Genomic DNA, 22,763 nt, shown 5'->3' with positions numbered 1-22,763 from the left:
GGGTCAGGACGCGTCGTGAGCGCTCTGCTCCGCCTTCTCGGCGTCACGCTTCTTCAGGCGGGCCGCCTCCTTGCGGACCTCGGCCTGAGTGGCGCGCTCCTTCTCCAGCCACTCGGGCCTGGCGTCCTTGAGGGCCTCGATCTGCTCGGTGGTGAGCGCCTCGGTGACACCGCCGCGCGCCAGGCCCGCGATGGACACACCCAGCTTCGCCGCGACGACCGGACGGGGGTGCGGACCGCTCTCCCGCAGCGCACGCAGCCACTCGGGCGGGTTCGCCTGCAGTTCGTTCAGTTCGGCGCGCGAGACGACACCCTCCTGGAACTCGGCGGGGGTGGCGGGGAGGTACACACCCAGCTTCTTCGCCGCGGTCGCGGGCTTCATCGTCTGGGTGCTCTGGTGCGACTTCATGCTGTCCAGACTATCGGCCGCCGACGTGGCCTCCGACCACAGCCGGTAACCTGGCGGGATGACCGACTCGGCGGATTCCCCCTCGTTCCGGCTCGCCTACGTCCCCGGAGTGACGCCCGCCAAGTGGGTGCGGATCTGGGAGGAGCGCCTGCCCGACGTCCCCCTCACCCTGCTGCAGGTGACGCCCGGCGAGGCCGCCGACGTCCTGCGGGACGGCGGCGCCGACGCGGGCCTGGTCCGGCTCCCGGTCGACCGTACGGTGTTCAGCGCGATCCCCCTCTACACGGAGACGACCGTCGTCGTGGTCCCCAAGGACCACCTGCTGACCGCGGCGGACGAGGTGACCCTCGACGACCTGGCCGACGAGGTGGTCCTCCACCCCCTGGACGACGTCCTCGGCTGGGAGCGGCTCCCCGGTGAGCCCGCCTTCGAGCGTCCGGCGACCACGGCGGACGCGATCGAGCTGGTCGCGGCGAACATCGGAGTCCTGGTGGTGCCGCAGTCGCTGGCCCGGCTGCACCACCGCCGCGACCTCACCTACCGCACGGTCGTGGACGCCCCCCGGTCGGGCGTCGTCCTGGCCTGGCCGGAGGAGGCGACCACCGACCTGGTCGAGGACTTCATCGGCATCGTGCGCGGTCGCACGGTCAACAGTTCGCGGGGCCGCGCGCAACAGCAGACCCAGCCGAAGAGCGAGAAGAAGCGCGAGCCCCGCAGGACGGCGGCGGGCAGGACGACCGGCGGCGCCGCCCGGGGCCGGACCGGCGGCCCCAGGAGCGGTGGTGCCAAGGGCGCCGGCGCCAGGCGGGGCACGGGCAAGCCGCGCCGCCGGTCGTAGACCCTCCCGCTACGGCCGTGGACGTCCACGGCACGTGCACGTCCACGGCACGCGAACGTCCGCGTGCACGTCACGGCACGCGAACGTCCACGGCACCGACATCTCTACGGCACGAACGTCGCGCCCCGCGCCGTGCTCACCACCTTCCCCCCGTCGGCCTGTCCGAGCAGCCCGGCGCCCACCCAGGCGTTCACCACGCTCTGCACCCTCGTCACCAGCGCGTTCTTGTCCGCGAAGGGTGCCCCGGCCCATATCTCGTCCAGGAGAGTCGTGCCGTCGGGCTTCGCCGGGTTGGCGACGCCCGCGTCGGTGTTCCCGAAGACGACCTGGGGCTCGGCACGCCGCACGTAGGCGTGGGTCGGGTCCTCGGTGCCCTCGTGGAAGGGGGCGAACTCGGTGCCGCCCAGCGTGTAGTGGAGGGGCTTGCCGGACACGGGCGTCAGCGAGGGCAGCAGGTCGCCGGAGAGCGCGGCATTCCGGTAGAGCCCGACCTGGAGGTGGGTCGTGGCGGAGCTGCGGCCCACCAGGTTGACCGGACCGTAGAACAGGGCCTGCAGGGACGGGTCGTCCAGGGCCTTCTCGACCCGCAGCCGGAAGGGGATGGTGACGCGCACGGTGTCGCCGCCGCGCCAGGTCCGGGACACGGTGAAGTAGCTGCCGGCGGCCGGAGTGCCGCTGACGGCGCTGCCGTTGACGGTCACCTTGAAGCCGCTGGTCGCCCAGGACGGCACGCGCAGTCTCAGCTCGAAGGACGCGCTGCCCCCGCCGATGGTGAGGGTGGTTCCCTGCTCCCTCGGGTAGTCGGTGGTCTGCGTGACGGTGACGCCCTTCTCGGCCCAGGTCAGCGTGGAAGGGCTGTACAGGTTGACGTAGAGGGCGGAGTCGTCGGCCTTCTTGAAGTACACCGAGTCCTGGTACTTGGTGGCGCTCTCCATGCCGGTGCCCTCGCAGCAGGTCGTGCCCTGCTTGGGGGTGTAGTCGCGCACGTGCCCGGGCTTCAGGCCGATGAAGTACGTGACGAGCGGCTTCTCCGCGTCGGCCTTGTCCTGCTTGGAGCCGAGGACCTGGTTGTACAGGCCCCGCTCGTAGTAGTCCATGTACTTCGGGTCCTGGTCGTGGAAGAACAGCATCCGGCTCAGCTTGAGCAGGTTGTACGCGCAGCAGGTCTCGGCGGTGGTGTCGCTGATCGTGCCGGCGATGAGCCCGCGGGCCTTCCAGAACTCCGCCGTGCTGGTACCGCCGATGCCGTACATGCGGTGCGGGACGACCATGCCCCAGAAGTTCCTGGCGGCGGTGAGGTAGCGGGTCTCGCCCGTCGCGTCGTACAGCCGGACGTAGCCGGTGAAGATCGGGATGTGCTGGTTGGCGTGCAGGCCGTCGAGGATGTCGGTGTTCGCGGCGCAGGCGTCGATGAGCCTGTCGAGGTCGAACAGCTTGGCCAGCGCGAGGTGCTCGGCCTTGCCGGTGACCGAGTGCAGGTCGACGATCGTCTCGACGATGCCGCCGAACTCGCCGCTGGAGAAGATGCCCCACATCCGTTGCAGGGTGGCGTCGGGCAGCTTGGACAGCCGGGAGTACATCCAGTCGCACATCCCGGACGCGAGGTCGAGCGCCCGGGCGTCGCCCGTGGCGAGGTGGGCGTCCAGCAGACCCTTGAGGATCTTGTGCGCCGTGTAGTACGGCGCCCACACGCGGGTGTAGTCGCCGCTGGTCATCGACTCGAGCTCGATGAACTGCGTCTCCGGGTACGCGGCGAGGAACCCGGGGTGGCTCGGCCCGCCCCAGGTGCGGCGCAGGGTGGCGGTGAGCCCGCGGCCGGAGGCGTCGGCGAAGGTGCCGCCGGTGGTGGCGGAGAAGTAGTACGACGCGAGGTCGCCGAGCCCCGCGGAGGAGTTCTTGGCCTCGTTGGTCTGCAGCGAGGTGATCTCGGCCGCGGTCAGGGCCCGCGCGTAGACGTTGAACTCGTCGAAGGCGCCCGCGAAGACCGGGTCGCCGGAGAAGTTGGAGCGGCCCAGCCAGTTGTTCGTCAGGGTGCCCAGGACGGACGGGTTGAGCGTCATCGAGGTGGAGCGGGCGACGGCGGCGCCGTTGACGTAGAGGGTGCCCGTGCTGCCGGAGAGGGTCACCGCCAGGTGGCTCCACTGGTTCAGCGGCAGCGCGGCGGTTCCGTCGAGCCCCTGCTCCCCGCCCGGCCCGTTGGTGGTGATGGCGAACCGCGGCACTCCGTTCGCGTTGCGGGTGGCCAGGTACAGGTACCGGGTGGTGTTGTCGCCGAAGTCGAAGACGCGCTGCCAGTCGGCGTTGTGGGTGGGCCTCACCCAGACCGACAGGGTGATCGCCGCCGCACCGCCGAGCACGGCGGCCGGGAGGTCGACGTACTGGTACGAGCCCCGGAGGTTCTCGTGCGCGCCGCCCCACCTTCCGGTGACGGCGAGCATCTTCGGGTCGCCGCGCAGGGCGTTCCGCACCTCGGTCAGCGCACCGACCATCGATCGGATCTTGTCGGCGTACGCCTGGTCTCCGGTGCTCGCGTACGCCTGGGACAGCATGGTCAGGAAGTGGCCGGTGTAGTGGCCGCGCAGATTGCCGTTGGCCTCCCCGTCGAGTCCCTCCCAGCCGCCGGGGGCGACCGCGCCCAGCGTGGACAGGCCGGCGTTGGCGCGGAAGACCTGGAGCAGCCGGTTCACGTCGTAGCCGCGGGCGTGGTCCAGCATCAACTGGCGCTTGGCCGCGAAGATGCCCGGGCGGAGCTTCACGGTGTCCAGCGGGAAGGGCCGGAGGGCCCAGGCGGACGGGGGCGGAAGTGTCGCCGCCGAGGCCGCGGCGACCGCCCCGCCGCCGATCCCGGGGACGGCGGCCGCGAGGATCGCGCTCTGGAGAAGGGTCCGTCTGCTGAGGGGCGGGGCCATGTGCTGCTCCTCCGGGGTCCAGGGGTCCACGAATGTTCGAAATTACGAATGGTGTGCGAATGATCGACCAGACGCTAGAGGTGGGACGGAAGGGCGTCAACGGTGCCGACGCGATTGGCCGGGAGCAAATCCTCGGGCGGTGCGCCGTACCCGGCTCGCCCGTCCCGTCACCTGTCGGCCGTGCGGCCGATCGACTCCACCAGCGGCAGCAGGCGGTACGGAACGCGCTCGCGCAGGGCGACCTCGGTGCGGGTGCGGACCACGCCGGGGAGACTGATCAGCTTCTGGATCACGTCCTCCAGATGGGCGTTGTCGCGCGCCACGACCCGGGTGAGGAGATCACCGCCGCCGGTGATCGAGAACGCCTCGACGATCTCCGGTACGGCGGCCAGCGCGTCGCCCACGTCGTCGAGATGGCCCTGGGTGACCTCGATGTGCACGAACGCCAGCACGGGGTGGCCGAGCGCGGAGGGGGAGAGCGACGGGCCCGTGCCGGTGATCACGCCGTCGCGTTCCAGCCGGTCGAGGCGGGCCTGGAGGGTGCCGCGGGCGATGCCGAGGACGCGGGCGTACTCCCGCACGCTGGTGCGGGGCTGCTCCAGCAACAGCCGCAGGATGCGGGTGTCGAGCTCGTCCACGGCCATGGTGCCCGGCCTCCTCGTGCCCTGGTGTGCCCGCGTCCGCGCGGGACCCACACCGACTGTACCAATGGCTCAGCCGTACCCCCTCCGGACGGTCCGGTCGCTCATGGCCCGGTCCCCGTCCGGGGCGTGGCGGCCGGTTGTCCCAGGGCGAGCGTGCCGTCGGTGTCCAGGGCGATGTGCACCCCGTCGCTGATCCGGTCGAGCACGGTGCGCAGCCAGACGCGGTCCTCGTCCGGCGCCGGCTCGAGCCGCAGGCGCCGGGCGCGCAGCGGCAGCATCCGCAGACCGGCCAGCCGGCCCGTGTCCCGCTCCACCGTGACGAGGTACGCGATCCGCAGGTCGTCGCGGTACTCCTCGTAGCCGGAGATCCCCTCGTAGTCGTCGATGAAGTCGCCGCAGCCGTACAGGACGAGCCGGTCGCGGTACACCTCGACGGGGCGGGGGTGGTGCGAGGAGTGCCCGTGCACCAGATCGACGCCCCCGTCCACCAGGAGGCGGGCGAAGCGGATCTGATCGCGGGGCACGCGGTAACCCCAGTTGGAGCCCCAGTGCACGGACACGACCGCGAGGTCGCCCGGGCGTCTCGTCTCCCGCACGTGGCGGACCACCGCGGCGGCCGTGTCCGCCGACAGCTCGGGGAGGTGGGCGACACCGGCCGCCCTCGGGGTGGCCGCCCACGCGGACGGTACGCCGGCGGACCGCGCCCCGAGGGCGAACACGAGCACCCGGCCGTCGGCGGGAACGGGCACCGCGACGGGCGCGCAGGCCTCGGCGGGGCTCCGTCCCGCTCCGGCCGCGCGCAGACCCGCGCGCTCCAGCGAGTCGAGCGTCTCCTCCAGGCCCGGGCGGCCGAAGTCGAGCACGTGGTTGTTGGCCAGGACGCAGACGTCGGGCCGGGCCACCGTGAGAGCGGGCAGGTTGGCCGGGTGCATCCGGTAGTGGATCGCCTTGCCGGGCGCGAAGGCGTCGCTCCGCGTGACGGACGTCTCCAGGTTCACGATCCGCACGTCCGGGGCGTACCGCTCCAGCCACCGCAGCGCCTCGCCCCACGGCCACGAGGGGTCCACGGGAGCGGGGACGGGCCCGTGGACCGACTCCGCCAGCCGGACGTAGGTGCGGGCGTCCCGGACGTGGTCCTCGCGCAGTTCCGGACTGCCGGGACGCGGGAGGATCTGGTCGACGCCGCGCCCCAGCATCACATCGCCGCACAGGAACAGCGTCACCGCGCCGCCATCCATGTCCTCACGGTAACCCCCGCCGGGACGGACGTCGTCGTGCCTCACATGTCGACGGTCACCGCGCACGACCAGCCGTACGGATCAGGCCCCATGTGCAGCTCGTGCCACGAGACGGCGGTCGGCACGGTGCCGGTGATCTCCACGTCCGCCAGCCCGGCCACCGCCAGCCGCACGTCCATCCCGTCGTCCGTGGCCTCCGCCTCCACGTCGACGGGCACCTGACCGTACGCCTCCAGCCGGTGGGCGACCTCGTCCAGCAACGCGGACAGCAGGTCGTCGTCGCTGCCCTCGGCCAGTTGCAGCCGCTCGACGGCGGTGGGCCGCACCGCCGTGACGTCGGCGAAGCACTCCACCATGCCCAGCGCCGCCTCCACCAGACAGCGCTCGCGGCTCGTCCCCCAGGCGTCGATGCGGATGTCGTCGGCGTGAGCCACCCTCCGGTGGCCGCTCGAACCCTGCCGCCGCGCCTGCCTGTCGTCGTCGGTGTCGCCGACCATGCCCGCCCTCCTCGGTCGTCTTCGCCGATACGGGTACCCGGGTCCCGGTGGGCCAATGAGGCCGGACCGACCGACGGCATGAGGAAGAAGGTGAGGGCGACGCTCTCCCAGCTGGTTCGGGTGCCCGTCGCCGGCGGAGCGCTCACGGGCGACCTCCTCGTACCGGCGTCGGCGCGGGCGGTGGTGCTGTTCGCCCACGGCAGCGGCAGCTCACGGCACAGCCCGCGCAACCGCATGGTGGCCGCCGAGCTGCGCACCGCGGGCCTGGCCACCGTGCTGATCGATCTGCTCACCGAACGCGAGGAACGCGTGGACGCGGTGACGGCCGAGCACCGTTTCGACATACCGCTGCTGGGCCGCCGCGTGGCCGCCGCCGCCGACTGGCTGGCGGCACAGCCCGGCACCGGGACGCTTCCCGTCGTCCTGTTCGGCGCCAGCACCGGGGCGGCGGCGGCCCTGGTGGCCGCCGCCGAACGGCCCGACCGGGTCCTGACCGTGGTCTCCCGCGGCGGCCGGCCCGACTTGGCGGAAACCGCGCTGGAGCGCGTACGGGTACCGGTGCTGCTCATCGTCGGCGGCCGGGACCCGGAGGTGCTCCGGCTGAACCGGGAGGCCGCGCGCCGGCTGCGCGTCCCGCATTCCGTCCACGTGGTGCCGGGGGCCACCCACCTGTTCGAGGAGCCCGGCGCACTGGAACAGGTCGCCGAGGCGGTGAAGGAGTGGTGCGCGGACTGTCTGCAGCACGTACGTCAGCACACCGAGGAGAGCTGACCGGCCGCGGCCGACGGGCGCACTGCCGTGTGCCCGTCGGCGCCCGCGCCCGGCGCACCGCCGTGCGGTGCCGGAGGAAGGCCGACGAGGAAGGAGTGGCAGCCGCCATGCAGTTCCGTGATCGACAGCAGGCCGGACGGCGACTGGCCGACCTGCTGCGCACCCGGCAGGAGGAGGGCGACCTGCCCGATCCCGTCGTCCTCGCCCTGCCCCGCGGCGGCGTCACCGTGGCCGCGGAGGTCGCCCGCGCGCTCGACGCCCCGCTCGACGTGCTCGTCGTACGCAAGATCGGCGCCCCGTTCCAGGAGGAGCTCGGCGTCGGCGCGATCGCCGGCGACCACGAGGCGCTCTTCGACGAGGCGGCCCTCGGCAAACTCGGCCTCAGCAGGAGCGAGCTCGCGCCGGTGGTGGAGCGGGAACGCAGGGAACTCCACCGCCGCGAGCGGCTCTACCGGCAGGGCCGCCCCGCCCCCGACCTGCGCGGACGCACCGCGATCGTCGTCGACGACGGGTTGGCGACCGGAGGCACGGCTCGCGCCGCGCTGCACGCCGTACGGCGTCTGGCGCCCCGCCGGGTCGTGCTGGCCGTGCCGGTCGGTTCGCCCGAGGCGGTGAACCTGCTGCGCACCGCGGCCGACGAGGTGATCTGTCTGCACCGGCCGGCGGCCTTCATGGCGGTCGGCCTCTGGTACGAGGACTTCGAACAGCTCTCGGACAACGAGGTGCTGGAAGCCCTGCGCGCGGCTGCCGAGCGGCACGCCGGCCGCACGTGAAGGCCCGTACGACCGCCCTGCCCTGCGGTCCTGGGGTGACCGCGGCCCCGGCGAGTGGTCCGTTGGCCACCTGATGGCGCTCCGAAACGTCTTCCGACTGGACCATTGGACCAGTGATCTTGAGCTCGGTTGAACCACAAGCCGTCCAGGTGCTGAGATGAGCGGGTCGATGGCGCTGCGGACTCCGCGGCGCCTTTTTCACGCCGGTGTCACGGAGGGGTGGGAAGCAGTGCTGAAGAGGGTGTTCGTGGCTCCGGACCCGGGGCGGGCGCGGCTGCGGTTCGCCGCGCGGGCGGTCCTCGGCATCGGACTGGCGGTCGCGGCCTGCGGCCTCGCCGGGCACTCCCTGATCGGCGCCGTCACCGGCGGACTCGCCGCGCTGCTCGCGCTGTTCACCGTCACCGACGCCACCGTGCGCGGCCAGGCGGTGACCACCGCGCTGCTGCCCGCCGTCGGTCTGCCCGTGCTCGCGGCCGCCGCCGTGCTGCACGACCACCCCGTGGCCCGCGACCTCACCTTCCTCGCCGTCATCGGCGCGGGCGTGTACGCGCGCCGCTGGGGGCCGCGCGGGCACAGCCTGGGCGTGTTCGCGTTCATGATGTTCTTCGTCGCGCAGTTCCTGCACGCGACGAGGGCGCAGCTGCCCGAGCTGTACGCGTCCGTCGCGCTGTCCGTGCTGACCGCGGCGGCGGTGCGGTTCGGCATCTGGTGCTACGAACGCCGGCTGCCCCCGGCCCCCGTGCCCGCCCCGCCCGGCGGCCGTGGCCTCGCCCGGGTCACCACCCGCCAGGCGGTCCAGGCCACCGCCGGCGCGGGCTTCGCCCTGGTCGTGGGCCAGCTGGTGTCCGGTCAGCGCTGGTACTGGGCCGTCGGCGCCACCTGGTGGATCTTCGTCAACACCACCTCGCGCGGCGAGACCCTCGTACGCGGCTTCCGACGCGTCCTCGGCACGGTCATCGGCATCGGACTCGGCCTGCTCGTCGCCGTCCCCCTGCACGGGGCCGGCGCGCCCACGGCCGCGCTCGTCGCCGTCTGCGTCTTCGGGATCTTCTACACGGCCGCGGTCTCCTACACCTGGATGATGCTCTGGGTGACCCTGCTCGCCGAACTGCTCTACGGCCTCCTCGGCGTCCTCAGTCCCGGACTGCTGGCGCTGCGGCTCGCCGAGACCGGCGTCGGGGCGGTCGGTGCCGTCCTGGCGGTGCTGTTCGTGCTGCCCGTCACCACCCACGCCGTCACCGACGCCTGGATCCAGCGGGCCCTGCGCTGCGTCCACGCGTGCACCGCCGAGGCCGCCGCACGCCTCGCGGGCGACCCGGCCGCCGACCCCGCCGCCCGTGTCACCGAGCTGGAGCAGCTCCTCGGCCGGGTACGGCTCTCCGTCGCCCCGCTCGTGCACCCGCTCAACCCCGCCCTCGGCCGCAAGCGGCGCGCCCGCCGGGTGCTCGCGCTGCTCGACGACTGCGCGCGTGAGATCCGCGGCCTCGTCGCCGTGGCCGCCGATCCCGAGGCCTCGCACGACGCCCGCCTCGCCGCCGCCTGCTGGCGGGTGCAGGGCGCGGTGGAGGCTCTGACCGAGGGGGGACCGGAGCGGGAGGCGTCCCTGGAGCGGCCGTCGCCGAACACCGAGCGGCCGCCGGCGGGCGGTGAGCCCGCGCTGGCGCATCTGCACGGGCTGGAGCGGGCGCTGGCGGAGCTGGCCCAGCCGCTGCGGGCGGATCCGGGCTCGCCGCTGGTGGGGGCCTGAGAGGCGCGTGGGCGCGCCGGCCGGAAGCGCTTGAGGGCCTGAGGGCTTTGCGGGGGCACGGAGGCCTGCGGAATGGGGTGGCGTGCCGACGGCGGGTGGCCGGTGGCTGCCGGCGGGCGCCGTCGGGGGTCCGGGCGCCGCCCGCAGGGCCGCGCGGGGGCCGGTCCGTCGGTGCCGGCCACGCCCGGACCGGCGGGGCCGTGGACCCGTCCCCGCCTGCGGCCGTCCGGCCGAAGACGCCGTCGCAGCGGGGCGCTTCGGGGGCTTCCCTGGTCTAGACCGCTCGTGATCCACTGTGATCGTCAGCCGGGCAGCGGCGACACGAGAGGGGACAACGGTGGCAGATGTCGTCAGGCGGCGGAAGCGGGCGTTCATCGGGTCGTTCACGGCGGCCGGCGGGCCCGGGATCGTGGCGGCGGCCGTGGATCCGGCCAGCGGGGCGCTGACCGTCCTCGGCAGCGTCGACGGCGTCCCCGACCCCTCCTACCTGGCGCTCTCGCCGACCGGGACGACGCTGTACGCGGTCAGCGAGACCGCGGAGGGCGCGGTGGCGGCGTACGGCGTCGTCGGGGACGTGCCCGAACCGCTGGGGCCGCCCGTGCCGGTCGACGGCAGCGGTCCCACCCACCTCAGCGTGTGCGACGGCCACGTCCTCACCGCCAACTACGGCTCCGGAAGCGTCAGCGCCATCCCCGTCCGCACGGACGGCGCCCTGGCCCGGGCGGTCTCGGGCGTGCTGCGCCACAGCGGATCCGGCCCGCACACGCGGCGCCAGCAGGGGCCGCACGCCCATCAGGTGCAGCCCGACCCCACCGGGCGCTGGGTGGTCAGCGTGGACCTCGGGACGGACTCCGTGCGCGTGTGCGACCTGCGCGACGGCAGCCCCGTCCTGCACCGGGAGTCCGCCCTGCGCCCGGGATCCGGCCCGCGCCACCTGGCCTTCCATCCGGGCGGCTCGTACGCGTACGTCGTCAACGAACTCACGCCGACCGTCACCGTCTGCCGCTGGGACGCCCCGCAGGGCTCACTGAAACCGCTGGCGGAGCTCCCCGTCCTGTCCGGACCGCCCGCCGGGGACGCCTACCCGTCGGGCATCGTCGTCTCGCCCGACGGCCGGTTCGTGTGGACGGCCACCCGTGGCGAGGACGTGCTGTCCGTGTTCACCGTGCAGGGCGAGGGCGAGGCGCTGCGGCTGGTCGGCACCGTGTCCTGCGCCGGCCACTGGCCACGGGCGCTCGCCGAGTCCGCCGGCTTCCTGTACGTCGCGAACGAACGCTCCGGTGATGTCACCTGGTTCGCCCTCGACCCGGCCACAGGACTGCCCCACCGCACGGGTTCGATCGACGTGACGGCGCCGTCGTGCGTGGTGTTCGACTGACCGCCACCGCTGGGCCCGGACACGGCTGACCGGCGTGACGGGCTTCCCCCGGCTGACCGGCACCGTCTCCGCCGGCCTGGGTCGAGGGCCTCGGGCTTCTGGCTGGTCCGACGTTTTGAGCCCTCCGGCTGGTCTGGGGCGCCCGGGGCCTCCGGCTGGTCCGGCGTCCTGGGGCCTCAGGCTGGTCCGGCGTCTTCGGCCCCGGCTGGTCCGGCGCGCCTGGAGCGGCCAGCTGGTCCGGCGTCCTGGGGCCTTGCGACTGGTCCGGCGTCTCGGACCCCGGCTGATCCGGTACCGCGGGCTCCCGGCCGGCCGACGGCGGGGCCGTACCCCGCGTTCGATCACGTACCTCGGGCGACCGGCACGGATCCGTGCCCGCCCGGCCCTCACCGGGGCCGGGCGGCTGACCGGGGGTGACCCGCAACGCGCGGTTCAGCCCCGCCGTCGGCCGGCCCCGCACCCACGCCGGCACCCGACCGTCGGCGCGCCCGCCCGGTCGGCCGGGGCGGCCCGGCCCGGCGGCGCGCCCGACCCGTGGCCGACGAACCCGCAGGCCTCCTGGCCGGCCTCCCCCCAGTCCCGTGGCGATGCGCCCCGGGAAAGTCCGGACCGCCGGCGCGGGCGCCTGCGAGCGTGCGGACGGGGAACGCCGCCGGGCCCACTGCGACCGCCCCGGCGCGTCCCGGCCGGTCGCGGCGTCCCCGTCCGGCCGGGTACGACGAAGGGCCCGCTCCTCGGCGGGAGCGGGCCCTTTCGTCGTGCTGCGGGGCATACGGCTGCCGGAGTCCGGGCTAGCGGACCGGCGTCCCCTGCGGCTGCTGGGGAGCGATGCCCAGGGCCGTCGTGTACTTGGCCAGAGCGAGCTTGCCGATGGCCGGGTACGGGCCGAGGGCGTCGGCGGCGGGGCAGTCGGCCTCCTTGGCCGCTTCCTCGATCAGCGTGGCCTCGATCTCCGGGCCGATGAGGTAGGGGGCCAGGGCCAACTGCTGCGAGCCGGAGGAGCGCAGCTGATCGGCGACCGAGGCGATGGAACCCTCCTGGTCCAGGGCCGCGGCCATCACCGGCACGGCGAGGCGCGCGGCCAGCAGCATGCCGGTGATCCCCGCGGCCTGCACGGCCTCCTCGCCGCCGACCGAGGCCAGGATGATGCCGTCCGCGGCCGTGGCCACGGTGAACAGCCGGGCGCGGTCGGCGCGGGCCAGACCCGCCTCGGACAGCCGCACGTGCAGCGCCTCGGCGAGCAGCGGGTGCGGGCCGAGGACGTCGGTCAGCTCGGCGGCGACCCGGCTGTCCATGAGCGCCTGGCGGACCTGGCGCAGCAGGGCGCTGTCGGGACCGGCCAGCAGCGGAACCACGACGGCGACGGGACCGTCGGGCTCCTTGACGTCCAGACCGGCGGCCAGCGCCTGCTCGTAGCGCGCGGTGCGCTCGTCGGCGGCGTACGCCAGCACGGACTGGAGGGTGGGGAACTCGGTGTTGTCCCCGTCGAGGTACCCGATGCGCGCGTCGACACCGGGAAGCTCGGAGCGGGCGATGCTCACGATCTCCTCGGCGAGGCCGCGGGTGGCGGCGCTCGGCGTGCCCGGCACCGCGAGGACGAGCGCGGGCGCGCCCTCGGGAGCCGCCAGGGGCTCGGGTCGGCGGTGCCGCCCGGGCTGGCGGGGGCGCGGCATTCGTACAGGCAGGCCGGACGCGGGCCCAGTGGGGGAGCTCATGGCGCCGCATGTTACTGGCTTCCTGGGCTCCCTTGTTCGGGGAGGGTGCAGGTGAGCGGTATCCGTCCGGTTTTGTCTGATGAGTTACGTACGGATCAGAAGTGATCAGCGTGTTTTCCGGGCGACTTGCCCTCGAACGGGTCAATCCCCCTTATGTGTGATGCGTGCCGTTCACCACGTGCAGCATCGTCTCGTCACCCGGCAGGGTGAGCGTGCCCACCGCCAGTTCGGTGGCGATACGGACCGCGCCGTCCACCGGGTCGCCGGCGGCCGCGACCCGGCGCGCGTACGGAAGCCGCCGGGCCAGCTCCTCTTCCCAAGGCACCAGAAGGGGGTCGCCCATCTCGCACAGGCCCCCGGTGACGGCGATGTGGGGCTCTGGGCCGGCCGGGCAGACGGCGGCGGCCGAGTCGGCCATGTGTCGGGCCGCCGCCCGCAGGATGCCGGCGGCGACCGGATCGTCCGGCGCGCACGCGGCGACCTGGGGCGCGAAGGAGGCGAGGACGGCCGGGCGGTCGGCGCGCGGGTAGAGGCGTCCGGGCAGGCCGGGCATCGGCCCTAACTGCTCCTCGGCGCGGGCGAGGAGCGCAACGGAACCGCCGGTCCGCCCGTCGTGGGCGCGCAGGGCGGCTTCCAGCCCGGCCCGTCCGATCCAGGCACCGCCCCCGCAGTCGCCCAGCAGGTGTCCCCAGCCGTCGGCCCGCCGCCAGGCCGTCAGGTCCGTGCCGATCGCGATCAGGCCGGTGCCGGCGGCGACGACGGCACCCGGCCGGAACCCGAGGGCGCCGACATAGGCGGTGACGGCGTCGGCGGCGAGGGCGACGGTGCCCACGCCGAACTCCCTCGCCAGAGCGGTCGGAAGCTCGGCGCGCAGGGCCTCGCCCAGGGTGCTGAAGCCGGCCGCGCCGACGACCGCGACACGAGGACGTCCGACACCGGTCTCGGCCGTCAACGCCCGGACCAGGGGGGTGAGCTGTTCCATCAGGTGCTCCGGGTCGATGCCCCGCGCGCCGGTGCGCACGGGCACCCGGGACGAGCGGTGCGCCGACGTGCCCCGTCCGAGAGTGCCGAGGACGACCCGCAGTCCGGAGCCGCCCGAGTCCACGGCGAGGATGCCGGGCGAGGGTTCCGGACCGGCGGGAACGGTCACGGCAGGCGCCAGTCCACGGGTTGACCCCCCTGACGGATCAGCAGGTCGTTGGCCCGGCTGAAGGGGCGCGAGCCGAAGAAGCCCCGGTCGGCCGACATGGGGGAGGGGTGCGCCGACTCCACCGAGGGCAGGTCGCCCAGCAGCGGCCGCAGATTGCGGGCGTCACGGCCCCACAGGATGGACACCAGCGGTTTGCCGCGCGCGGCCAGCGCCCGTATCGCCTGCTCGGTGACTTCTTCCCAGCCCTTGCCGCGGTGCGCGCCCGGCTTGCGCGGAGCCGTGGTCAACGCCCTGTTGAGCAGCAGCACGCCCTGCTGCGTCCACGGTGTCAGATCGCCGTTGGACGGCTGGGGCAGGCCCAGGTCGGTGGTCAGCTCCCGGTAGATGTTGATCAGGCTGCCGGGCAGCGGCCGTACGTCCGGCGCGACCGAGAAGGACAGGCCCACCGCGTGACCCGGCGTCGGGTACGGGTCCTGTCCGACGATCAGGACGCGGACCTCGTCGAAGGGCTGCTGGAAGGCCCGCAGGACGTTCGGCCCGGCGGGGAGGTAAGTGCGTCCCGCGGCGATCTCCGCGCGCAGGAAGTCGCCCATCTCGGCGATCCGTCCGGCCACCGGTTCCAGGGCCTTCGCCCAGCCCGGTTCGACGATTTCATGCAAGGGTCGTGGTGCCACGGGCGTCACCCTACTGCCGTACACGCGGCGGTGATCAACCGGTGGCCAAGGCCGGACGGCCACCCCCCGTTGCCGAACCGGCTCATCCGACGACCGCGGCGCGCACACACAGCACGTCCGGCAGGTGTGAGGCCAACTGCCGCCAGCTGTCGCCGTCGTCGGCCGAGGCGAACACCTCGCCGTTGCGGTTGCCGAAGTAGACGCCCGCCCGGTCGGCGTCGTCCGTGCAGAGCGCGTCACGCAACACCGTGCCGTAGTGGTCCTCCTGCGGCAGGCCCGCCGACAGCGGCTCCCAGCTCTTGCCCGCGTCCGCCGTACGGAAGACCCGGCAGCGGTGGTCGGCGGGCACCCGGTCCGCGTCGGCGTTGATCGGGAAGACGTACGCCGTGTCGCCGCGGTGGGGGTGCGCGGCGGCGGCGAAGCCGAAGGTGGAGGGCAGGCCCTCGCCGATGTCCGTCCAGTGCGCGCCCGAGTCGTCGCTGCGGTACACGCCCCAGTGGTTCTGCAGGTACAGACGGTCCGGGTTCGCCGCGTCCCGCGCGACCTTGTGCACGCACTGCCCGAACTCGGGGTTCGGATCCGGCAGGAACACCGCGGAGACACCGGAGTTGGACGGCGCCCAGCTCGCGCCGCCGTCGGTGGTGCGGAACACGCCGGCCGTCGACACCGCCACCGTCACCGCCCGGGGGTCCCGCTTGTCGGTGAGCACCGTGTGGAGCCCCTCCCCGCCACCGCCCGGCACCCACTGGGCGCGCGTCGGGTGCTCCCACAGCGGGCGGACCAGTTCGAAGCTCTCCCCGCGGTCCTCGGAGCGGTACAGCGCGGCCGGTTCGGTGCCCGCGTACACCACGTCGGGCTCGGCGGCCGCCGGGTGCAACTGCCAGACCCGCTCCAGCGAGGCCTTCGTGTCCTGCGGGAACTTGACCGCCGGCCTGGCCGGTTCGGTCCAGCTCCGGCCGAGGTCGTCGGAGTGGAACACCGACGGCCCCCAGTGCGCGCTGTCGCCCCCGGCCAGGAGACGCGGGCGGTCGCCGCGGGTGTCGATGGCGACCGAGTAGATCGCCTGGGCGTTGAAGTAGGGGGATGCGTCGAACTCCCATGCGCCACCGCGCCTGCGCCCGATGAACAGGCCTTTGCGTGTGCCCACGGCGAGCAGTACCTCAGTCATGCCGGTTACCTCCGCGACGTCCTTGTCCCAGCAACGGCCAGTCTGCACCCCACCACTGACAGTCACCCCTGGAAACGGCGTCGCCGCAGGTCACAGCGGCGGTGACGGGCCGGGACCGGCGTTCCTCGGCCACGTTCGGCGGGACGCCTGCGCGGGCGGCGGGACGCGTGCGACCGTCGGGACGCCAGGACTCGCCCTGAGCATCCGGACCGCCTGCCGCGTATGGGAGGGCGCCGGGATGTTCACGCGCTCGTGAGGAGGAAGCCTTCCATGGCGTTCCGTGGTCCGAAGGTGTGGCTGTGGCGCTGGCGGCGCAACCCGCTGAAGCGTCGCGCCGACACGGTGGAGGCCTGGGTCGTGCTCGGTGCCTGGGTGATGACCGTCCTCGCCGGAGTGCTGGCCGGCTGGGCGGCGGCCCGGTCCGTCGAGGACGGGCTGGCCCGGGAACGCGTCGAGTGGCGCCCCACCACCGGGCGGCTCACCGAGCAGGCCCCCGGCAAGCCTCCCGCGCGCCCGGGCATCTCCAGCGGGGACCGGGTGTGGGCGCAGGCCGGCTGGACCGGCCCCGACGGCTCCGCCCACACCGGCCAGGTCCGTGTCGCCCCCGGCAGCGCCGCCGGGACCCGGGTCACCGTCTGGACGGACCGCCGGGGCCGCCTGGTCACCGAGCCGCCCACCGCCGGCCAGGCCCGCTTCCGCTCCTTCCTGGTCGGCGGTCTGGCGGGCGTGACGGCGGCGGCCGTTCCGCTCGCTGGCGGCCGGATGCTGCGCGGACGTCTGGAGCGTCGACGGGTGGAGCGGTGGGACGTGGAGTGGGCGCGGTTCGACGCGCTGTGGGGCAGGCCGGCGGGGTGAGGGCCGGATGAGGCGGTGCGCCCCCGAGGCGCTTCGCCCCGGCGGGGCACCGCACGAGCCGGTCGTTCTCGCCCCCCGCCTTCGCGCGCCTCCAGGCGCGGGCCCTTCCCGTGCAGCCGCATCTCGTCGGTGACGGTCGACGAAAGGCGGTCCCTCTCCCGCCTCCCTTCTCCCCGGGCGGTCGGTCAGTCCCCGTCGGGCAGCGCCCGGCCCAGGATCCCGTCCAGGTCCGCGCCGTCCGGGAGCGTGCCGTAGGCGTACCCCCCGTCGCCACCGAGCCGGGTCGCGCAGAAAGCGTCGGCGACCGCGGCAGGGGCGTGCCGGACCAGGAGGGAGGCCTGGAGGGTGAGGGCCATCCGCTCCACCAGACGGCGGGCCGCGACCTGCGTCGCCTCGCCGAGCCGGGACTTCAGGCGGGTGACCGCAGCGTCCAGCCGGGGGTCGGCCCCTCGTGCCAGGTCGAGTTCGCCGAAGAGGGAGTCCACGGTGGCGGGCTCGCGGGTCAGCGCACGCAGCACGTCGAGCGCGTTGACATTGCCGGAGCCCTCCCAGATCGACAGCAGAGGGGCCTCGCGGTAGTGGCGGGGCATGCCGGAGTCCTCCACGTACCCGTTGCCGCCCAGGCACTCCAGGGCCTCCGCGGTGAAGGCCGGACCCCGCTTGGTCACCCAGTACTTGCCGACGGCGGTCGCGATCCGCCGGAAGGCCTGCTCGCCGGCGTCGCCGCGCACCGCCCGGTCGGCCGCCCCGGCCAGCCGCAGCGTGAGCGTGGTGGCGGCCTCCGACTCCAGCGCCAGGTCCGCCAGCACGTTGCGCATCAGCGGCTGGTCGATCAGCCGCGCCCCGAACGCGCTGCGGTGCCGCACGTGATGGCCGGCCTCGACGAGCGTCCTGCGCATCAGCGACGCCGACATCATCACGCAGTCCAGCCGGGTGCAGTTGACCATCTCGATGATGGTCTTCACCCCCTGCCCCTCCGGCCCGACCAGCCAGGCCAGCGTCCCGTCGAACTCCGGTTCCGAGGAGGCGTTGGAACGGTTGCCCAGCTTGTCCTTCAGCCGCTGGATGCGGAACGGGTTGCGCGTGCCGTCGGGCAGCACACGCGGCACCAGGAAGCAGGACGGACGTCCTCCGCCGCCGGGCGGGGCCACCTGGGCCAGCACGAGGAAGAGGTCGCACATCGGCGCGGACGTGAACCACTTGTGCCCGCGCAGCGTGTACACGCCGGGCTCCGCCGTGGGCGTGGCCGTCGTGGTGTTCGTCCTGACGTCCGACCCGCCCTGCTTCTCGGTCATCCCCATGCCCGCGAGCAGCCCGCGCTTCCCGGTCGGCACCCGCAGCCCCGGGTCGTACTCACGGGCGGTCAGCAGGGGCTCGTACACCTCGGCGAGGTCCGGCTGCCGGCGCAGGGCGGGGACGGCCGCGTACGTCATCGACGTCGGGCAGCCGTGCCCCGCCTCGGTGTGGCCCCACACCAGACCGCCGGCCGTCCGGGCGACATGGGCGCCGGGCCGGCCGTCCGCCCAGGGCGCCCCGGCCAGGCCCTCGGCCACGGCGACCCGCATCAGCTCGTGCCAGCTGGGGTGGAAGTCCACCTCGTCGACGCGGTGCCCGTACCGGTCGTGCGTGCGCAGCACGGGCTCGTAGCGGTTGGCCAGCTCGCCCCACTCCTGCGCCTCACGGCCGCCGGCCCGCAGCCCGAGCCGCCGGACGTCTCCCTCCGCCCATCCGGCGCCCTCCCGCCGCAGCCCTTCCAGCAGGGCGGTGTCGTCGGAGGCGTCGTACGGGGCCAGGGGAGGCGGCTGGTTGGTGACCTCGTGCGTGCCGGAGGCGGGGGCGGGTGTCTGCCCGAGGAGGAGGGTCATGTGGTCATGTTGCATGCTTCGTACAGTCGCAGCAATAGTGCAACATCGGGGCGGACGTACAGTACGGCCTCATGCGCGAGAACGTGTCGGCCCGTGCCGGTGAGGTGGAGCTGCGGCCGCTGTCGGCCCGGTCGGTGGTGCTGAGCCTGCTGCTCGGCACGCATCCCCCGGAGCTGCCGGTGAAGGATCTCGTGCGCCTGGTGGAGCCCTTCGGGGTCGGCGGCTCCACGCTGCGGGCGGCCCTCAGCCGGATGGTGGCGGCCGGCGACCTGCGGCGTGCCGGTGCCGTCTACGGTCTCAGCGACCGTCTGGTGGAGCGCCAGCGCCGCCAGGACGACGCCGTCCACCCGGCGACCCGGCCCTGGGACGGCGACTGGGAGATGGCCGTGGTGACGGCCACCGGCCGCGGCCCGGCCGAACGCGCCGGGCTGCGCACCGACTTGACCCGTCTGCGGCTTGCCGAACTGCGCGAGGGGGTGTGGCTGCGTCCCGCCACCCTGCTCCGCCCCTGGCCGGAGCGGCTCGCCGACGTCACCCGGTACTTCACCGTCCGACCCGAGGCTCCTGCCCGTGGACTGGCGGCCGGATTGTGGCCGTTGGAGGAGTGGGCCGCCACGGCCCGTGCGCTGCTCGCGCACATCGCGCGGGCCCGGCGGCCCGCCGACCGCTTCACCGCTTTCGGGGCCGCCGTACGGCATCTCCTCGCCGATCCGGTCCTGCCGCCCGAGCTGCTGCCCGCCGACTGGCCCGGTGCCGCCCTGCGCGCCGTCTACACCGACTACCAGCGCGAGGTGACGGACGCGGTGCACGGGCGGGAACACGCCTGACGGCCGGAGGAAGCGGGTGCGGGCCGCTTCCTCCGGCCGTCCGTGGGGGGAAGGGGAGGGGGATCAGCGGTAGGTGACGTCCGAGGTGGAGTACAGGCAGTTGGTGCTGTCGGGGCCCACCCCCACCGCCGTGGTGTTGTTGTACTTCTGGCAGGGGACGACCTTGCGGCTCGCGTCGTTGAGGATCGTGATGTTGCGCAGCGTCGCCACGTCGTTGCGGTTGACGTTGATGCCGACGATTCGTGCCGTGGAGCCGGTACCGGTCACCTCGATGGTGTTGAGGTTGACCTTGCGGGTGTACTGCGTGGAGCAGTCACCGCAGGAGCGGTAGAGGGTCTTGAACTCCTGCACGGCGAAGTTGGAGATGTTCACCGTGCCGCCGCCGTTGTGCTGGAAGACCTTGTCGGAGGCCTTCTTGGCGCCGCCGCCGACGACGTTGTACGTCGCGCTGGTACCGCCCTTGAAGGTGGCAGCGTCCTCGCCGACGTCCTCCCACCAGACGTTCTGCAGCGTGCAGCTGCCCAGGCAGTGGATGCCGTCGGCGCCGGGCGCGCCGATGATGACGTTCTTCAGGGTCACGCCGTTGGCGAGGGTGAGGATCGGCTGCTGGTCCTCGGCCTGGTCGCCGGTGCCCAGGGCGCCGCTGCCGTACAGGCGCAGCATCCCGTAGTCCTTGGAACTGGTCAGGTTGATCGTCGCGGAGACCGCCTGGCTGCCGGATGCGGACGGCCAGGTCGCGGCGCTCGCCGGTCCCGTTCCGGTAGTCATGATCATGCCGACCGAAACTCCGAGGGTGGCCAAGGCTCCGGTCAGCGCGCGCCGACGGGCGCGCGATCGTGTGGCAGAAGACATGTCCCGTTTCCTTCTGTCGTGGGGGTGGGTGAGAGCGTCCTGGCGCACGCGCCGGACGTCGGTTGCGTGGGCGTCCCGGCCCTGGGGGGCTCGGTCCCGAGCGGACCTTTGCGTGTGTGTACGCGGAAGCCGGCACGCATGCGGGTGTGTTCCTCCTGGAGAGTGACGGTGGTCACGTATGTGGACCATGGGCGTAAGGCTGAACGGTTTGTGCGGGCAGTGTGGCCCTGTGGGGATCGGAGTGAGCGGCTCGGTCACACTGCTGAACGGAACGTAGGGGGCAAGCGCTTTCTAGTCAACGCTTTGCGCAGTCGACATTCGGCCACCCCGACGGACCGGCAAGGACTTCCGGGAAGGGGTGTGGGAGCGCTTCCATGGAAGGCATGTGCATGCCACCATGCGGGTGCGGACGCTTCCCCGACGGGCTTCGCAGCTCTGCGGGGTCCCCGAGCCACCTGGGCCGCACGAGAGAGGCGAGTCGATGCCGACTCCGCGCACGCGCACGTTCGCCGACGGGCTGGTGCCTGCTCCTGCCGGCCGTCGCCGCCCTGCTCCCGCCACCGCGCGCCACGGCAGCCGATGGAGCGGAGCCCGGCCGGGCGGGACCCCTGCCCAGCTCCTTCACCTGGACCTCGACCGGCCCGCTCAATCGGCCCCGGGCCGGACCCCGCCCACCCGATCGACTCCGTCGGCGCCTGGACGGCCGACGGCCTCGGCGGTGCCTGGACCCCGCGGGCCGACACCGGGACCCACGCCTTCATCCGCTCCGCCGACGTCACCTTCGCGGCCGGCCGACCCGCCTGGGCCAGGGACTTCGGCCACGGCGGGATGATCCGTGACGGTGCCGACCAGACCCTCGCCATCGACCCCTGCCGTCTGCGCTTCCTCTGCCGGGGCATGGACCCGGCCGCGAGCGGCGACTGCTCGCGGCTCCCCTGACGTCTGGCCCCGCTGACCCGGACGAACCCCACCTGCTGCGCCACCGTTCGCGCACCCCGAGCCGCCACCAGAAGGGACCAGCACGTGTACACCCCCGACTCCCCGAGGCGAGCCCTGCGTGCGGCGCTGACCGCGCTGCTGCTGCTCCTCCTCACCGGCGCCCTCCTCGCCGCACCCCCCGCCTCCGCCCGTACGGAGGCGACCGCGACCGTCCCCGCCGCCACGCTCACCGAGGTCACCGGCTTCGGCGCCAACCCCAGCAACCTGCAGATGTACGTCTACGTGCCGGCCGACGTCCCCGCGCACCCGGCGGTCCTCGTCGCCGTGCACTGGTGCGGCGGCTCCGGCCCCGCCATGCACTCCGGCACCGAGTACGCCCAGCTCGCCGACCGCCACGGGTTCGTGATCGTCTACCCGTCGGTCACCCGCGCCAGCAAGTGCTTCGACGTCTCCTCGCCGCAGGCGCTGAAGCGCGGCGGGGGCAGCGATCCCGTCGGCATCAAGTCGATGATCGACTGGGTGACCACGACGTACTCCGCCGACACCTCCCGCGTGTACGCCACCGGCATCTCCTCCGGGGCGATGATGACCAACGTCCTGCTCGGCGACTACCCCGACGTGTTCGCCGCGGGCGCCGCGTTCGCCGGGGTGCCGTTCGGCTGCTTCGCCACCACCGACGGCTCCGAGTGGAACAGCGCCTGCTCCGGCGGCACCGTCATCCGCACCCCGCAGCAGTGGGGCGACCTGGTGCGCGGTGCCCATCCCGGCTACACCGGGCCCCGGCCGCGCATGCAGCTGTGGCACGGCACCGAGGACGACGTGCTGCGCTACCCGAACTTCGGCGAGGAGATCAAGCAGTGGACCGACGTCCGGGGGCTCGGACAGACCCCGGCCGCCACCGACTCGCCGCAGTCCGGCTGGACCCGGACCCGCTACGGCGGCACCGGTGACCAGGCCCCGGTGGAGGCCATCAGCCTCCAGGGCGTCGGACACAACCTGTACGCCTGGGGCATGGCCTCGCGTGTCATCACGTTCTTCGGCCTGGACTCCGCCGGCGGCCCCGCACCCCAACCCCCCACGAGCCCGTGCAGGGTGACCGTGTCCACCAACGCCTGGAACACCGGCCTGACCGCCTCGGTGACGATCACCAACACAGGTACCGGCACGGTGAACGGCTGGCAGCTCGGCTTCACCCTGCCCGCCGGGCAGACCATCACCAACGGCTGGGGCGCCACCTACGCACCGGCCACCGGCGCGGTGACGGCGGCCAACGCGGCCTACAACGGCACGCTCGCGCCGAACGCCGGGGTCACCATCGGCTACCAGGCCGCCCACACGGGCAACAGCGCGCCGCCCGGCGCCTTCACGCTCAACGGGACCGTCTGCACCGTCACCTGACGCCCAGTAGGCCACAACCGGCCACAACTGGCTCAGGCGGCGCGGGGGGGGGGGGGGGGGGGGGGGGGGGGGGGGCCGCGCCCGCCCCCGGGGGGGGGGGCCCGCGGGCGGGGGGGG

20 protein-coding genes are annotated in these 22,763 nt (G+C 73.7%); 9 read left to right on the top strand and 11 right to left on the bottom strand.

Going from position 1 to position 22,763, the window contains the following annotated elements; translation table 11 throughout:
* Window positions 1-3: 3 nt before the first annotated feature.
* Window positions 4-408 carry a DUF5997 family protein gene (locus ACIBBD_RS04545; RefSeq protein WP_399417800.1) on the bottom strand — a complete coding sequence of 135 codons (405 nt, stop codon included), beginning with the start codon at window positions 406-408 and terminating at the stop codon, window positions 4-6.
* 58 nt (window positions 409-466) lie between these two features.
* On the opposite strand from ACIBBD_RS04545, the gene ACIBBD_RS04540 reads away from it, so the two are divergent.
* Window positions 467-1,246 carry a LysR family substrate-binding domain-containing protein gene (locus ACIBBD_RS04540; RefSeq protein ID WP_399417799.1) on the top strand — a complete coding sequence of 260 codons (780 nt, stop codon included), beginning with the start codon at window positions 467-469 and terminating at the stop codon, window positions 1,244-1,246.
* A 104-nt stretch (window positions 1,247-1,350) separates the two neighbouring features.
* Here ACIBBD_RS04540 and ACIBBD_RS04535 read toward each other — a convergent pair whose 3' ends face one another.
* The 4 genes from ACIBBD_RS04535 to ACIBBD_RS04520 form a co-directional block, all read right to left on the bottom strand.
* Window positions 1,351-4,155, bottom strand: coding sequence for a beta-L-arabinofuranosidase domain-containing protein (locus tag ACIBBD_RS04535; RefSeq protein ID WP_399417798.1), 2,805 nt, complete (start codon window positions 4,153-4,155; stop codon window positions 1,351-1,353).
* A 167-nt stretch (window positions 4,156-4,322) separates the two neighbouring features.
* The gene (locus ACIBBD_RS04530) at window positions 4,323-4,799 is read right to left on the bottom strand and encodes an Lrp/AsnC family transcriptional regulator (RefSeq protein WP_399417797.1); all 477 of its coding nucleotides are present in this window, start codon (window positions 4,797-4,799) and stop codon (window positions 4,323-4,325) included.
* A gap of 101 nt (window positions 4,800-4,900) precedes the next feature.
* On the bottom strand, window positions 4,901-6,037 hold the full coding sequence (locus ACIBBD_RS04525; RefSeq protein ID WP_399417796.1) for a CapA family protein: 1,137 nt from the start codon (window positions 6,035-6,037) through the stop codon (window positions 4,901-4,903).
* Between the two features lie 41 nt (window positions 6,038-6,078).
* Window positions 6,079-6,534 carry an archease gene (locus tag ACIBBD_RS04520; protein WP_399417795.1) on the bottom strand — a complete coding sequence of 152 codons (456 nt, stop codon included), beginning with the start codon at window positions 6,532-6,534 and terminating at the stop codon, window positions 6,079-6,081.
* Window positions 6,535-6,612: 78 nt separating this feature from the next.
* On the opposite strand from ACIBBD_RS04520, the gene ACIBBD_RS04515 reads away from it, so the two are divergent.
* From ACIBBD_RS04515 to ACIBBD_RS04500, 4 genes are all read left to right on the top strand, one after another.
* Complete coding sequence (locus tag ACIBBD_RS04515) at window positions 6,613-7,305, top strand: dienelactone hydrolase family protein (RefSeq protein ID WP_399417794.1); 693 nt, start codon at window positions 6,613-6,615, stop codon at window positions 7,303-7,305.
* A gap of 107 nt (window positions 7,306-7,412) precedes the next feature.
* Entirely contained in the window at window positions 7,413-8,078 is a 666-nt protein-coding gene (locus ACIBBD_RS04510) for a phosphoribosyltransferase (RefSeq protein WP_399417793.1), read from the top strand.
* Window positions 8,079-8,307: 229 nt separating this feature from the next.
* Window positions 8,308-9,825: an FUSC family protein gene (locus ACIBBD_RS04505; RefSeq protein WP_399417792.1), complete on the top strand. Its 1,518-nt coding sequence runs from the start codon at window positions 8,308-8,310 to the stop codon at window positions 9,823-9,825.
* Between the two features lie 337 nt (window positions 9,826-10,162).
* Complete coding sequence (locus tag ACIBBD_RS04500) at window positions 10,163-11,203, top strand: lactonase family protein (protein WP_399417791.1); 1,041 nt, start codon at window positions 10,163-10,165, stop codon at window positions 11,201-11,203.
* A 791-nt stretch (window positions 11,204-11,994) separates the two neighbouring features.
* On the opposite strand, the gene ACIBBD_RS04495 is transcribed toward ACIBBD_RS04500, so the two are convergent.
* The 4 genes from ACIBBD_RS04495 to ACIBBD_RS04480 all read right to left on the bottom strand — a co-directional run bounded on the left by ACIBBD_RS04495 (window position 11,995) and on the right by ACIBBD_RS04480 (window position 15,910).
* Entirely contained in the window at window positions 11,995-12,918 is a 924-nt protein-coding gene (locus ACIBBD_RS04495; protein WP_399417790.1) for a sirohydrochlorin chelatase, read from the bottom strand.
* Window positions 12,919-13,069: 151 nt separating this feature from the next.
* Window positions 13,070-14,068, bottom strand: coding sequence for an N-acetylglucosamine kinase (locus ACIBBD_RS04490; RefSeq protein ID WP_399417789.1), 999 nt, complete (start codon window positions 14,066-14,068; stop codon window positions 13,070-13,072).
* On the bottom strand, window positions 14,065-14,742 hold the full coding sequence (locus ACIBBD_RS04485) for a uracil-DNA glycosylase (RefSeq protein WP_399417787.1): 678 nt from the start codon (window positions 14,740-14,742) through the stop codon (window positions 14,065-14,067). The genes ACIBBD_RS04490 and ACIBBD_RS04485 overlap by 4 nt, the downstream gene beginning before the upstream one ends.
* 82 nt (window positions 14,743-14,824) lie before the next feature.
* A complete protein-coding gene (locus tag ACIBBD_RS04480) occupies window positions 14,825-15,910 on the bottom strand; it encodes a WD40/YVTN/BNR-like repeat-containing protein (protein WP_399417786.1) in 1,086 nt (361 codons plus the stop codon).
* 270 nt (window positions 15,911-16,180) lie between these two features.
* Between ACIBBD_RS04480 and ACIBBD_RS04475 the strand changes: the two genes are divergently transcribed.
* Window positions 16,181-16,765, top strand: a complete 585-nt coding sequence (locus tag ACIBBD_RS04475) for a hypothetical protein (protein ID WP_399417785.1) — start codon at window positions 16,181-16,183, stop codon at window positions 16,763-16,765.
* Window positions 16,766-16,950: 185 nt separating this feature from the next.
* Here the strand turns inward: ACIBBD_RS04475 and ACIBBD_RS04470 are convergent, their stop codons facing one another.
* Window positions 16,951-18,630, bottom strand: coding sequence for an acyl-CoA dehydrogenase family protein (locus ACIBBD_RS04470; protein ID WP_399417784.1), 1,680 nt, complete (start codon window positions 18,628-18,630; stop codon window positions 16,951-16,953).
* Window positions 18,631-18,701: 71 nt separating this feature from the next.
* Here ACIBBD_RS04470 and ACIBBD_RS04465 point away from each other — a divergent pair, with 71 nt between their 5' ends.
* On the top strand, window positions 18,702-19,457 hold the full coding sequence (locus ACIBBD_RS04465; protein WP_399417783.1) for a PaaX family transcriptional regulator C-terminal domain-containing protein: 756 nt from the start codon (window positions 18,702-18,704) through the stop codon (window positions 19,455-19,457).
* Between the two features lie 63 nt (window positions 19,458-19,520).
* Here ACIBBD_RS04465 and ACIBBD_RS04460 read toward each other — a convergent pair whose 3' ends face one another.
* The gene (locus tag ACIBBD_RS04460; RefSeq protein WP_399417782.1) at window positions 19,521-20,309 is read right to left on the bottom strand and encodes a pectate lyase; all 789 of its coding nucleotides are present in this window, start codon (window positions 20,307-20,309) and stop codon (window positions 19,521-19,523) included.
* 579 nt (window positions 20,310-20,888) lie between these two features.
* Between ACIBBD_RS04460 and ACIBBD_RS04455 the strand changes: the two genes are divergently transcribed.
* Window positions 20,889-21,248 carry a non-reducing end alpha-L-arabinofuranosidase family hydrolase gene (locus tag ACIBBD_RS04455; RefSeq protein ID WP_399417781.1) on the top strand — a complete coding sequence of 120 codons (360 nt, stop codon included), beginning with the start codon at window positions 20,889-20,891 and terminating at the stop codon, window positions 21,246-21,248.
* Between the two features lie 84 nt (window positions 21,249-21,332).
* Window positions 21,333-22,646 carry a PHB depolymerase family esterase gene (locus ACIBBD_RS04450; RefSeq protein WP_399417780.1) on the top strand — a complete coding sequence of 438 codons (1,314 nt, stop codon included), beginning with the start codon at window positions 21,333-21,335 and terminating at the stop codon, window positions 22,644-22,646.
* Window positions 22,647-22,763: the final 117 nt, after the last annotated feature.

It is taken from the genome of Streptomyces sp. NPDC051315 (genome assembly GCF_044455165.1).
In the GTDB taxonomy this organism is placed as follows: Bacteria; Actinomycetota; Actinomycetes; order Streptomycetales; family Streptomycetaceae; genus Streptomyces.
Note: the sequence above shows the minus strand (reverse complement) of the source record. Positions and strands in the feature narration are given on the sequence as shown.